The organism is Chelatococcus sp. CO-6, from assembly GCF_001271345.1.
Lineage (GTDB): Bacteria > Pseudomonadota > Alphaproteobacteria > Rhizobiales > Beijerinckiaceae > Chelatococcus_A > Chelatococcus_A caeni.
In genome coordinates, this window is sequence record NZ_CP012398.1 from 1,314,781 (window position 1) to 1,327,675 (window position 12,895).

11 protein-coding genes are annotated in these 12,895 nt (G+C 68.5%); 6 read left to right on the forward strand and 5 right to left on the reverse strand.

The genetic code is table 11. From position 1 onward, the window contains the following. The first annotated feature begins 74 nt into the window (after positions 1–74). From AL346_RS06190 to AL346_RS06215, 6 genes are all read left to right on the forward strand, one after another. On the forward strand, positions 75–995 hold the full coding sequence (locus tag AL346_RS06190; RefSeq protein ID WP_019403719.1) for a LysR substrate-binding domain-containing protein: 921 nt from the start codon (positions 75–77) through the stop codon (positions 993–995). Between the two features lie 109 nt (positions 996–1,104). Continuing rightward, positions 1,105–2,346 (forward strand): MFS transporter, encoded by a 1,242-nt coding sequence (locus AL346_RS06195; protein ID WP_019403720.1) that lies wholly within the window; start codon positions 1,105–1,107, stop codon positions 2,344–2,346. A gap of 175 nt (positions 2,347–2,521) precedes the next feature. Beyond that, complete coding sequence (locus tag AL346_RS06200; protein ID WP_026015407.1) at positions 2,522–4,108, forward strand: peptide ABC transporter substrate-binding protein; 1,587 nt, start codon at positions 2,522–2,524, stop codon at positions 4,106–4,108. A 48-nt stretch (positions 4,109–4,156) separates the two neighbouring features. Beyond that, positions 4,157–5,077, forward strand: a complete 921-nt coding sequence (locus tag AL346_RS06205; RefSeq protein ID WP_019403722.1) for an ABC transporter permease — start codon at positions 4,157–4,159, stop codon at positions 5,075–5,077. After that, complete coding sequence (locus AL346_RS06210; protein WP_019403723.1) at positions 5,070–6,209, forward strand: ABC transporter permease; 1,140 nt, start codon at positions 5,070–5,072, stop codon at positions 6,207–6,209. Before AL346_RS06205 ends, AL346_RS06210 begins: the two co-directional genes overlap by 8 nt. After that, positions 6,209–7,843, forward strand: a complete 1,635-nt coding sequence (locus tag AL346_RS06215; RefSeq protein ID WP_019403724.1) for an ABC transporter ATP-binding protein — start codon at positions 6,209–6,211, stop codon at positions 7,841–7,843. The genes AL346_RS06210 and AL346_RS06215 overlap by 1 nt, the downstream gene beginning before the upstream one ends. Positions 7,844–7,891: 48 nt before the next feature. Here AL346_RS06215 and AL346_RS06220 read toward each other — a convergent pair whose 3' ends face one another. From AL346_RS06220 to AL346_RS06240, 5 genes are read right to left on the reverse strand one after another with little or no spacing between them, the layout of a single operon-like run. Continuing rightward, on the reverse strand, positions 7,892–8,968 hold the full coding sequence (locus AL346_RS06220) for an ABC transporter ATP-binding protein (protein ID WP_019403725.1): 1,077 nt from the start codon (positions 8,966–8,968) through the stop codon (positions 7,892–7,894). A gap of 17 nt (positions 8,969–8,985) precedes the next feature. Beyond that, positions 8,986–10,059 (reverse strand): Gfo/Idh/MocA family protein, encoded by a 1,074-nt coding sequence (locus tag AL346_RS06225; protein WP_019403726.1) that lies wholly within the window; start codon positions 10,057–10,059, stop codon positions 8,986–8,988. After that, complete coding sequence (locus AL346_RS06230) at positions 10,056–11,063, reverse strand: Gfo/Idh/MocA family protein (protein WP_019403727.1); 1,008 nt, start codon at positions 11,061–11,063, stop codon at positions 10,056–10,058. The genes AL346_RS06225 and AL346_RS06230 overlap by 4 nt, the downstream gene beginning before the upstream one ends. Before the next feature lie 13 nt (positions 11,064–11,076). After that, positions 11,077–11,952 carry a carbohydrate ABC transporter permease gene (locus tag AL346_RS06235; protein ID WP_026015408.1) on the reverse strand — a complete coding sequence of 292 codons (876 nt, stop codon included), beginning with the start codon at positions 11,950–11,952 and terminating at the stop codon, positions 11,077–11,079. Continuing rightward, positions 11,945–12,823: a carbohydrate ABC transporter permease gene (locus AL346_RS06240; RefSeq protein ID WP_019403729.1), complete on the reverse strand. Its 879-nt coding sequence runs from the start codon at positions 12,821–12,823 to the stop codon at positions 11,945–11,947. The genes AL346_RS06235 and AL346_RS06240 overlap by 8 nt, the downstream gene beginning before the upstream one ends. Positions 12,824–12,895: the final 72 nt, after the last annotated feature.

Genomic DNA, 12,895 nt, shown 5'->3' on the forward strand with positions numbered 1-12,895 from the left:
GCGGATCGGTCACCCGCCGCAATGCGGATAAGCCGCAGCCTGCCTTCGGCTGGCCCGAAGGCAAGGCACCGCCTATGCTCATACCCATGCGCTTCGACCTGACGGACCTTCGCCTGTTCCTCGCCGTGCTCGATGCCGGCAGCATCACCCATGGCGCGGCCGAGGCCGGCCTGTCGCTCGCCGCAGCCAGCGAGCGGCTGCGCGATATGGAGGAAGCCGGCAAGGTCGCGCTTCTCGAACGGGGCCGCCGCGGCGTCACGGCGACGGCGGCCGGTGAGGCGCTGGCGCATCATGCCAGGATCATCCTGCGCCAGATGGCGCAGATGCGCGGCGACCTCGGCGAGCACGCGAGCGGCCTGCGCGCGACCGTGCAGGTGGCTGCGAACACCGCCGCCCTCAGCGAATTCCTGCCGCAACGGCTCGGCCCCTGGATGGCGGCCAATCCGCGCATCGACGTGGCGCTGAAGGAGCGGCAGAGCGCCGAGGTCGCGAGAGCCGTCACGTCCGGGCTGGCGGAAATCGGCATTCTCTCGGACGCCGTCGACACCTCCGGCCTCGTGCTGCGGCCCTTTGCCGTCGACCGCCTCGTCGTGGTTGCCCCACATGGTCATCCGCTGACGGCGAGCAAACGCATCGCCTTTGCCGAGATCCTGCACGAGCAGGTCGTCGGTCTGGCCGGCGGCGCATTGCAGGAGCACATCGATGCGCAGGCCGCGCGGATGGGCGCCCGGCTCAAGATGCGCGTGCGCATGCCCAGCTTCGACGGCATCTGCCACATGGTGGCCGCGGGCGCCGGTCTCGGCGTCGTGCCCGAGGTGGCGGCGCGCCGCTGCGGACGGTCCATGAAGCTCATGCGGCTTCGGCTCACCGATGCCTGGACCACGCGCCGCCTGGCGGTCTGCGTCCACCATGAAGAGGAGCTCACGCCTCCGGCGCGCGCGCTCTTCGCGTTCCTCGCATCCGACGGTTGCGCTCCGGCCTCTCCGGGCAACTGAATGCGGCGGTTTCGGAACCCGATCGCGGAGCAGCTGTTTCAGGGACGCATTCACTCCACTTTTCGCCCGTAGGGGTCTTCCACCACGACCAGACCAAGGAGGCCGGCCGATGCTCGTGCAGATCGGAACTCTCATCGCTGCGACGAGCCTTGTTCAGCTGGCCAACGGCTTCTTCAACACCTTCCTCTCGCTGCGCCTGACCATGGAGGATTTCGGCCCGACCGGCACCGGTGTCGTCCTCAGCGCGTATTTCATCGGCTTCACCGCCGGCGCCGTCGGGTCGGGACGGCTGATCCGGCGCATCGGTCACATCCGTGCCTATGCGGCCTTCGCCGGCATGGTCGTGGCCGCGACGGCCGCCATGCCGCTCTCCGTCTCGCCCGCCGTCTGGATCGCCTGCCGGGCCGCCATCGGCCTCGGCTGCGTCGGCCTCTTCATCACCACCGAGAGCTGGCTCAACGCCAAGGCGGAGGCCAGCCAGCGCGGCCGCGTCTTCTCGGTCTACATGGTCGGCACCTTCACGGCCCTCGCCGTCGGGCAGCTGCTGATCGGGCAATTGACGATCCAGTCGGCCGCCCCGTTCTACGTCATCATCGTGCTCTTTGCCCTCGCGCTCGTCATGGTCACCCTGACGCGGGCCGAGGCGCCCGGGATCATGCCGGAGGCGACGCTGCCCTACGGCGATCTCACCCGCCAGGCGCCGGTCGCCGTGATGGGTTGCGTCATCGGCGGCATGATCACCAGCGCCTTCTATGCCCTGGTGCCGGCCTGGATGCTGCGCGACGGCATCACGCAGGACACCATCGCCATCTTCATGCTGGTGGCCGTGCTCGGCGGGCTTGCGCTGCAGGTGCCCGTGGGGCGCCTGTCCGACCGCAACGACCGCCGCCTGGTCCTCGCCGGCCTTGCGGTGGGCTTTGCGGTTTCGGCGCTGCTGCTCGCAGTGCTGCCGCCCAGCCCGGCCGCGGTCCTGCCGGTCGCGGCGCTACTCGGCGGCTTCATGTCGACCCTCTATCCGGTCAGCGTCGCCCACGCGCTCGACCGCATGCCCGCCGACCGCGTGGTGGCGGTCAGCGGCCGGCTGGTGCTCGTCAGCGGCTTCGGCTCGGCCCTCGGCCCGATCATCGGCTCGGGCGTGATGGCACGGCTCGATATCGACGGCCTCCTGTACTTCATGGCCTCGATCGCGCTCCTCCTCGCCGCCGTGGCCCGGATGCGCATCGCCTCGCGGCCCCCGCCGGCCGTGCGCGCCGAGCGGCCGTTCGACATCATCGACCCCACGACAGCCCCCATCTCGCAGGAGCCCGAGGCGACCGATCCCGACGGCTCACCACGCGCCGTGCCTGCCTGAGCGGCTGCTCCGCCCGCTATTTCGGCACCGCCCCGCGCACTTCGCGTCAGGGGTGCGATTGACGGCGTGAAGGGCGAGTGCTTTCCTTCGCCCGGCAAAGTCGACGCGCCGGAAAGACTTGGATTCGCTCAACTTTAAATCAAATGCCGGTGCGATCCAGAAGCGGGAGGCAGATGTGAGCCGTATTCGAACGTTCCTCTGCGCCGTCGCTGCGCTGTTTGCGATCATGACCCTGGCGCAGGCCGAAACCGTCTATCACCGCGGCAATGCCGGCGACCCCAAGACGCTCGACGCGCACCAGACCTCGATCGACGTCGAGGCCAACGTCCTGTGGGACCTGCTCGAGGGGCTCGTCGCCTATGACGAGGCCGGCAAGGTCGTTCCCGGCGCTGCCGAGAGCTGGACCATGTCGCAGGACGGGACGGTCTACACTTTCAAGCTGCGCGCCGACGGCAAGTGGTCGAACGGCGATCCTGTCAAGGCCTCCGACTTCGTCTTCTCCTTCCGCCGCATCATGGATCCGCAGACGGCGGCGAAATACGCTTCGCTGCACTACCCCATCCGGAACGCCGAGAAGATCAACAAGGGCGAGATGAAGCCCGAGGAACTCGGCGTGAAGGCCGTCGACGACCTGACGCTCGAGATCGCGCTCGAGCGGCCGACGCCCTATTTCCTCGAATTGCTCACGCACCAGACGGCGCTGCCGATGCATCAGGCCAGCGTCGAGAAATTCGGCAAGGACTTCGTGCGGCCGGGCAACTTCGTCTCCAACGGCGCCTACAGCCTCGCCGAGAACGTGCCGGGCGACCACATCAAGGTGGTCAAGAACCCGCACTACTGGGATGCGGCCAACGTCAAGGTCGACGTGGTCATGTTCTATCCGACCGAGGACAACGCCGCCGCGGTGCGCCGCTTCATGGCCGGCGAGCTCGACACCAACTACCAGTTCCCCATCGACCAGCTGCCCTTCCTCAAGGAGAAGCTGGGCGGCCAGGTGAAGACCTCGCCCTATCTCGCCATCGAGTATTACGCCATCAACAACAAGAAGGAGCCGTTCAGCGACCCGCGCGTGCGCCGCGCCCTCGCCATGGCCATCGACCGCGACTTCCTCGCCGACAAGATCTGGAGCGGGGCCGCCGTGCCCGCCTACAGCCTCGTGCCGCCGGGCATCAACGGCTACACGCCGGCCGAGGCCGAATTCGCCGCGCTGTCGCAGCTCGACCGCGAGGACGAGGCCAAGAAGCTGATCGAGGAGGCCGGCTACGGCCCGGGCGGCAAGCCGCTCAAGATCGAGATCCGCTACAACACCAACGACGCGCACAAGAAGGTGGCGACCGCCATCGCCGACATGTGGAAGCAGGTGTTCGGCGCCGAGGTCACGCTGCTCAACACCGACATCAAGACGCATTACGCCCATCTGCAGAACAGGGGCGACTTCGATGTCGCGCGCGCCGGCTGGGTCGGCGACTATGCCGATGCGCAGAACTTCCTCTATCTCGGCGTCACCGGCAATGCCGTCGGCAACTATTCGCAGTTCAGCAACGCGAAGTTCGACGAGCTCGTGAAGACCTCCGACGCGACGCTCGATCCCGCGGAGCGGGCGAAGATCATGGCCGAGGCCGAGGCCATCCTGCTCGCCGAGATGGGTCTCATCCCCATCCTCAACCGCACGTCGCTCCACCTCGTGTCCGACAAGGTGAAGGGCTGGGCCGACAACGTGCGCAACGTGCATCGCAGCCGCTACATCAGCATCGAGCGTTGATGACCCCGGGCGGCCCCGCCGGGGCCGCCCCTCGCTGCGGAAGAGGTCATGCTCTCCTACACCCTGCGCCGCCTTCTCAGCGCCATCCCCACCCTTTTCGTCATCGTCACCGTCGCCTTCTTCCTGGTGCGCTTCGCCCCGGGCGGCCCCTTCGACCTCGAGCAGCCGCTCGCCCCGCAGGTGCTCGACAACCTGCGGCGCGCCTACAGCCTCGACCAGCCGCTCCACGTCCAGTACCTCGACTATCTCGGCAAGCTGGTGCGCGGCGACTTCGGCCCGAGCTATGTCGCGATCGACTTCACGGTCGGCGAGATGCTGCGCCGCGCCCTGCCCTATTCCGTCACGCTCGGCCTCAGCGCCCTCGCCCTGGCGATCTTCGGCGGCGTCGCGGCCGGCGTCTTCGCCGCCCTGCGCCAGAACAGCGCCGCGGACTATTCCGTCATGACCGTGGCGACGGTCGGCGTCACGGTGCCCAACTTCGTCGTCGCCCCCGTCCTGCAGCTCGTCTTCGGCCTCATGCTCGGGCTGCTGCCCATCGGCGGCTGGGGCGACGGCGGCCTCGCCCACCGGCTGATGCCGACGGTGGCGCTCGCCCTGCCGCAGATGGCGGTGATCGCACGGCTCACCCGCTCGTCCATGATCGAGGCCCTGCGCGCCGACCACATCCGCACGCTCAGGGCGAGCGGCCTGCCCGGCCATGTCATCATCCGCCACGCCCTCAAGGGGGCGCTCTTGCCGGTGATCTCCTATCTCGGGCCGGCCGCCGCCGCCCTCGTCACCGGCTCGGTGGTCATCGAGAAGATCTTCGCCATTCCCGGCATCGGCGCCTATTTCGTCGAGGGCGCGCTCAACCGGGACTACACCCTCGTCATGGGCACGGTCGTGACGCTGGCGGGCTTCGTCGTCGTCTTCAACCTCCTCGTCGACCTCGCCTATGCGGCGCTCGACCCGCGGGTGCGCTATGACTGACGGCACGCTCGCCACCGATGCCGCCGCGGCGAAACCCGCCCCCGCCGGCCGCAGCCTCTTCGCGCTCGCCATGCGACGCCTCCTGCGCAACCGCGCGGCCGTCGCGGGCAGCATCGTCCTTGCCCTCATCACCCTCTTCTGCGTCGCGGGCCCGTGGCTGTCGCCGCACCCCTACGACCGCGTCTACCGCTCCTATGTCGCGATGCCGCCGAGCCTCGAGCTTTATCCGAAGGAATCGGCGCTCGCCGGCGCCATGGGCGAGGCGCTGGAGCGGGCCCGCCTCGCCATGGCCGACTTCTCGGTCGACGGCGACAGCTTCCGCGTCACGCTGCGGTCGGACCGGCCGATCGACCCGCGCAACACCCGCTACATCGAGCGGCTCGACGAATTCGCCGATCCAAAGGTGGTCGAGACGCTGGACGACGGGCGCACGTTCGTCGTCGAGGGCCGCGTCAACCGCCAGCTCTTCCTGATGGGGACCGACCGCAGCGGCCGGGACCTGATGACGCGCATCATGGTCGGCGGCCGCATCTCCCTGCTCGTCGGCCTGCTCGCCACCTTCGTCAGCCTCGTCATCGGCGTCGCCTACGGCGCCGTCGCGGGCTTTGCCGGCGGGCGCATCGACAACCTCATGATGCGCTTCGTCGACGTGCTCTATTCCCTGCCCTTCGTCTTCTTCGTCATCCTGCTCGTCGTCTATTTCGGCCGCGACTTCGTGCTCATCTTCGTCGCCATCGGCGCCGTCGAATGGCTCGACATGGCGCGCATCGTCCGCGGCCAGACGCTGGCGCTGAAGCGCCGCGAGTTCGTGCAGGCGGCGGAGGCGCTCGGCGTCGGCACGGGCGGCATCCTGAGGCGCCACATCGTGCCGAACCTCCTCGGCCCGGTCGTCGTCTTCGTGACGCTGATGGTGCCGAAGATCATCCTGCTCGAGAGCTTCCTCTCCTTCCTCGGCCTCGGCGTGCAGGCGCCGCTGACGAGCTGGGGCGTGCTCATCTCGGAAGGCGCGGCCAACATCCAGAGCGCGCCTTATCTCATCATCTTCCCGTCCATCTTCTTCGTCGCCACGCTCTTCGCCCTCAACTTCATCGGCGATGGCCTGCGCGACGCGCTCGACCCAAGGGACCGCTGATGGCCGATACCGTGCTCAGCGTCCGCGGGCTCAGCGTCCGCTTCGAGACCGAGAGCGGTGCGGTCGAGGCCGTGAAGGGCATCGACCTCGACGTCGACGCCGGCGAGACGGTGGCCATCGTCGGCGAATCCGGCTCCGGCAAGAGCCAGACCATGATGGCGGTCATGGGCCTTCTTGCCCGCAACGGCCGCGCCGACGGCTCCGTCCGCTACCGCGGCGAGGAGATCCTCGGCTTGCCGGCGCGCGCGCTCAACCGCTACCGCGGGCGCAAGATCACCATGATCTTCCAGGAGCCGATGACCTCGCTCGACCCGCTCTACCGCATCGGCGAGCAGATCGCGGAGCCGTTGATGCGCCACGCCGGGCTCTCCCGCACGGCGGCCCGTCGGCGCGCCGTCGAGCTGCTCGACCTCGTGCACATCCCCGATCCGGAGCGGCGGCTTGCCGCCTATCCGCACGAATTGTCCGGCGGCCAGCGCCAGCGCGTGATGATCGCCATGGCGCTTGCCAACGATCCCGACATCCTCATCGCCGACGAGCCGACGACGGCGCTCGACGTCACCGTGCAGGCGCGCATCCTCGAGCTCCTGTCCGAGCTCAAGGCGCGGCTCGGCATGGCCATCGTCTTCATCACCCATGACCTCGGCATCGTCCGCCGCTTCGCCGACCGCACCTATGTCATGAAGAGCGGTGAGGTGGTGGAGAGCGGCGCGACCGGCACGCTTTTCGAGCGGCCGCGGCACGACTACACGCGCATGCTGATCGAGGCGGAGCCGACCGGCCGCAAGTCCCCGCCGCCGCCGGACAGCCCGACCGTGCTCACGGCCGAGGACGTGCGCGTCGTCTTTACCCAACACGAGGGCCTGTTCGGCCGCAGGCGGCACGACCTGCGCGCGGTCGACGGCGTCGATCTCACCGTGCGCCGCGGCGAGACCGTCGGCGTCGTGGGTGAATCGGGCTCCGGCAAGTCGACGCTCGGCCGCGCCCTGCTGCGCCTGATGCCGGCGGCCGGCCTCGTGCGCTACGAGGACCGCGCGCTGATGCCGCTCGACCGGGCCGCCATGCGGCCGCTGCGCCGGCACATGCAGCTCGTCTTCCAGGATCCCTTCGGCTCCCTGTCGCCGCGGCTGACCGCGGGCGAGATCGTCACCGAGGGCCTCCTCGTGCACGAGCCGGGCCTGACCCGCGCCGAGCGTGACCGCCGCGCCGCATCCGCCTTCGAGGAGGTGTGGCTCGACCCGGCCACCCGCCATCGTTTCCCGCACGAATTCTCGGGCGGGCAGCGCCAGCGCATCGCCATCGCGCGCGCCATGATCCTCAAGCCGGCGCTCGTCGTGCTCGACGAGCCCACATCAGCCTTGGACCGTTCGGTGCAGAAGAGCATCGTGGAGTTGCTGCGCCACCTGCAGGAGAAGCACGGCCTCGCCTATATCTTCATCAGCCACGACCTCGCCGTGGTGCGGGCGCTCTCCGACGAGATCATGGTGATGAAATCGGGCAAGGTGGTCGAACGCGGCTCGGTCGAGGCGATCTTCGACAAGCCGCGCGAGGCCTACACGCGTGAATTGATCGCCGCCGCCTTCCTCGACGGGCGCGGCGTGCACATGGAGGCCGCCGCCGGACCAGGGCTCTGAGGCCAGCGGAGGAAGTCTTCCCCGTCCGTCCGAAGGCGGCGCCGCGCCTCAGACCCGGCGGCCGTCCTCGCCGAAGACATGGGCCCGCTCGACGTCGAAGCCAAGCGGCAGCCTCTCGCCGGCGCGGATGTGGCGCTGGCCGTCGAGCAGCAGCGTCGCGTTCTGGCCGTCGGCGGTGCTGGTGTAGACCACCGTCGAGCCGCCGAGATGCTCGACGAGCTGCACCGAGGCTTCACCGAGGCTCGCGCCGTTGTCGCGCGCTTCCACGTGCTCGGGCCTGAGGCCGAAGACGAGCGGCTCGCCCGTCCGCGCCGCGAGCGGCCGCTCCAGGGTGAGCGCGCGCCCGGCTACCTCGATGGTGCGGTGCGAGGGATCGCCGTCGGCGAGGCGGGCCTTCAGAAAGTTCATCTTCGGCGAGCCGATGAAACCGGCCACGAACTGGTTGGCCGGGTTGTTGTAGAGGTCGAGCGGCCGGCCCACCTGCATGATGCGTCCGTCGCGCAGCACCACGATCTTGTCGGCCATGGTCATGGCCTCCACCTGGTCGTGCGTCACGTAGATCATGGTGCTGCCGAGCGTCTGGTGCAGCTTGGCGATCTCGACGCGCATCTGCACCCTGAGCTCGGCGTCGAGGTTCGACAGCGGCTCGTCGAAGAGGAAGATCTTGGGCTCGCGCACGATGGCGCGGCCGATGGCGACGCGCTGGCGCTGGCCGCCGGAGAGCGCCTTGGGCCGGCGCTGCAACAGATGGCCGATCTGCAGGATGTCGGCCGCCTTCTTCACCCGCGCCTCGATCTCCGCCTTCGGATAGCCCGCCGTCTGCAGGCCGAAGGCGAGGTTCTTGTAGACGTTCATGTGCGGGTAGAGCGCGTAGGACTGGAACACCATGGCGATGCCGCGCTTGGAGGCCGGCACCTCGTTGACGCGCTCCCCGTCGATGCTCAACTCCCCCGCCGAGATGTCCTCGAGCCCGGCGATCATGCGCAGAAGCGTGGACTTGCCGCAGCCGGACGGGCCGACGAAGACCGTGAACTCGCCCGGCTCGATGGCAAGGTCGATGCCGTGGATGACCTCGACGGAACCGAACCTCTTCTCGATCTTCGCGAGATTGATGCTGCTCGCCATGGTTCTCGTCCTCCCGTTCAGGCGGCGGGCCGCCAGCTCAGGTATTTGGGATGCGCCGCATCGAGCGGCAGGGCGACGTCCTCGCCCGTCGCGTCGGAATGGTAGAAGGCCGTCACCAGTTCGAGCGCCCGGCGCGCATCAAGGCTCGTCACCGGCGGCGGATCGCCGGCGAGGAGCGCCCGGTGGAAGGCCTCCATCTGGCCGTTGAAGCGCCGGCCGACGGCCGGGAAGCCGGCCAAGAGCTCATCGATCTGCCGGCCCACCACCTCGTTCGCCGGGATGATGCGCCAGGGGCCGTCGCCGGGCGAATAGGGTGCGTGCGTGCTCTCGAAGGTGACGTTCTCGAAGGACAGCCGCAGCCGGCTGATCTCCTCGTGCGAGCCGAGGGTGGCGGTCGCGGAGACGAGGGCGCCCGAGGCCATCAGCCAGCTCGAGGAGACGCAGTCCTCCACCTCGATGGCGTTGACCCGCGTCGCCGTGCGGGCGAACAGCCGCTCCACCGGCCCCATGAGGAAGGTCATGAGGTCGTGGATGTGGATGGCGTGAGTCATCAGGACGCCGCCGAGTTCGGTCGCCCAGCGGCCCCGCCAGGGATTGTCGTAATAGTCGGGCCCCCGCTTCCACAGGGTCTCGCAGGTGCCGACATAGGGCTTGCCGGCAAGGCCGCTGTCGATGATGCGGCGGGTCTGCATGGCGCCGTCGCCGTAGCGGTACTGGAAGATCGGCATCAGCCGGCCTTTGGCCTTCGCCTCCGCCGCGATGATCTCGTCGACCTCGGCGAGCGAGCCGACGAGCGGCTTTTCGCAGACGACGTGCTTGCCGGCGGCGAGCGCCTTCAGGACCATCGGCCGGTGCGTCGCCGGCGGCGTCGAGATGTCGATGATGTCGACATCGTCCATGGCGAGGAGCTGGTCGAAGTCGCGGCAGCGCCGCGGCACGTCGAATTCCTCGGCGACGGACGAAAGGCGCGTCTCGTCGAGATCGCAGACGGCGAGGACGCGGTACTTGTCGCCGTGCGGCTCATAGCCCTCGACGATGTGCGAGCGGCCGATGTTGCAGCCGACGACGGCGACGTTGAAACGCTTGGTCATGATTGCGCCTCCGCGAGGGCCTGGGCCTTGAGGGCGATCTCCATGGCGGCGAAGCAGCGTGCCTGCGGCATCGCCGTCTCGGTGCGGTTGCGGATGTCGGACACGAGCTGATCGCCATAGGGCAGCGGCGTGTCCGAGCAGTCGATGTATGTCACGCCCTTCCGGTCGGTGAGGAAGAGGTGGTCGGTGCCCGGCCGCCCGGCGACGTCGATATATTTGCGCAGCTCGATCATGCCGTCCGTACCGGTGAGGAAGAGGCGCCCGTCGCCCCAGGTCGACAGGCCGTCGGGCGTGAACCAGTCGACGCGGATGAAGCCGCTGGCGTCCTTCGTGGCGAGATGGATGTCGCCCTGGTCCTGCAGGCCCGGCCGGTGCGGATGGGCGCGGTTGGCGACGCTCGCCGACAGCACCTCAGCCGTCTCGGCCCCCGTGAAGAACAGGAACTGCTCGCACTGGTGCGAGGCGATGTCGACGAGGATGCCGCCGTAGCGTCGCCGCTCGAAGAACCAGGCCGGGCGCGTCGCCTCGCGCAGCCGGTGCGGGCCGAAGCCGGTGACCGAGACGACCTTGCCGATGGCCCCGGCCGCGACGAGCTCGCCCGCCTTCACCGTGGCGCGGTTCTCGAAATGCTCGGAATAGAGGATGGAGAGGATGCGCCCGGTCTCGGCCTGCACCGCCTTGACCTCGGCGAGTTCCTTCAGCGTCACCATGCCCGGCTTGTCGAGCATCACGTCCTTGCCGGCGCGCATGGCGGCGATGGCGAGCCCCGCCCGCTCGTCGGGAATGGCCGCTGTGACGATGAGGTCGATGGCTGGATCCTCCAGCGCCCGGCGCCGGTCGTCGAGCCGCGGCGCGCCGGGATAGCGCGCGCCGAAGGCCGCCGCGAGGTCGTCCTCCCCGGCGAAGTAGCCGGCAAGCTCGGCCCCTGCCCTCAGGAGGCAGTTCACCTGCCCGTAGATGTGATCGTGGTTGAGGCCGACGGCGGCGAAGCGAACGGGTTTCATGGGACGCGGGGCCTCAGCGTTTCATGCCGGTGGTGGCGATGCCCTCGATGAGCAGTCGCTGGAAGAAGAGGAAGAAGAGGAAGACCGGCACGAGCGACAGGTTCGACATCGCGAACAGCGCCGACCAGTCGGAGGTGCCGGTCGAGTCGACGAAGGAGCGCAGGCCGAGCTGCACCGTGTAGGTGTTGATGTCGTTGAGATAGATGAGCGGGCCGAAGAAATCGTCCCACGTCCAGATGAAGGAGAAGATCGCCGCCGTCGCCAGCACGGGCAGCGAGAGCGGCAGCATGATGCGGAAATAGATGCGGAAGGGGCCGCAGCCGTCCATCACCGCCGCCTCGTCCAGTTCGCGCGGGATGCCGCGGAAGAACTGCACCATCAGGAAGATGAAGAAGGCGTCCGTGGCGAGATATTTCGGCACGATGAGCGGCAGCGGCGTGTTCACCCAGCCGAGCTCGAGGAACAGGATGTACTGCGGGATGAGCACCACGTGATAGGGCAGCATCAGGGTGCCCAGCATCAGCGCGAACCAGAAGTTGCGCCCGCCGAAGCGCAGCCGCGCGAAGGCGAAGGCGGCGAGCGAGCAGCCGAGGACGTTGCCGATGGTCGCCAGCACCGAGATGACGAGCGAGTTCCAGAAGAACTGGCCGAAGCTCACCTGCAGCCCCATCCAGCCGCGCAGGTAGCTGCCGAAATCGACGCTCGAGGGAATGAGCGAGGTCGTGCCGAAGAGCTCGTCCTGCGGCCTGACCGAGCCCGAGACCATCCACAGGATGGGATAGAGCATGGCGATGGACGCGGCGATGAGCGCCCCGTGGATCAGCAAGGAGCGTGTGCGGGAGCGCCGGCCGCGTGACGGCGGGGCGGCCGTGACGGTGGCGTCAGTCATCGTAGTGCACCCAGTAGCGCGCACTGAGGAACGAGAAGGCCGTGAACAGCGCGATGATGACGAGCAGGATCCAGGCGAGCGCCGCGGCATAGCCCATGCGGAAGAAGCCGAAGGCCTCCTGGTAGAGGTAGAGCGTGTAGAACAGCGTCGAGTTGATCGGCCCGCCCGTGCCCTCGCTGATGATGAAGGCCGGGGTGAAGGCCTTGAACGCCTCGATGGTCTGGATGACCGCGTTGAAGAAGACGACCGGCGTCAGGAGCGGCAGCGTGATCTTGAAGAACTGGCGCGCCTTGCCCGCCCCGTCGATCTCCGCCGCCTCGTACATGTCGGTCGGGATCTGCCGGAGGCCGGCGAGGAAGATGATCATCGGCGAGCCGAACTGCCAGATGGAGAGGACGACGAGCGTATAGAGCGAATAGTCGGGATTGGAGACCCAGCTCGGCCCCTCGATGCCGAAGGCCTTCCAGAGCAGCATGTTGACGAGGCCGTCGGAGGCGAAGAGCTGGCGCCACAGCACCGCAATGGCGACCGATCCGCCGAGCAGCGACGGCAGGTAGAAGATGGCGCGGTAGACGGTGAGCCCGCGGATGCCGCGGTTGAAGGCCATGGCCACGGCGAGCGCGAAGACGAGCTTCAGCGGCACCGACAGGACGACATAGATGAAGGTGACCCGCATCGCGGCGGCGAATTTCGGATCGTCCGTCGCGATGCGCACGTAATTGGCGGCTCCCACCCAGTCCGGCGCCCGCAGGAGGTCGTAGTTCGTGAAGGACAGGTAGAGCGAGACGAGCGCCGGCCCCAGCGTCAGGCCGAAGAAGCCGATGAGCCAGGGGGCGAGGAAGAGATAGCCCGGCGCATTGCGGGCCAGCATCCGCCTCAGGGCGCCCCGTCGCGGTGCGGCGGCGGGGCGGGCCTCGTCCACCCAGACGGTGGGATGAACCGT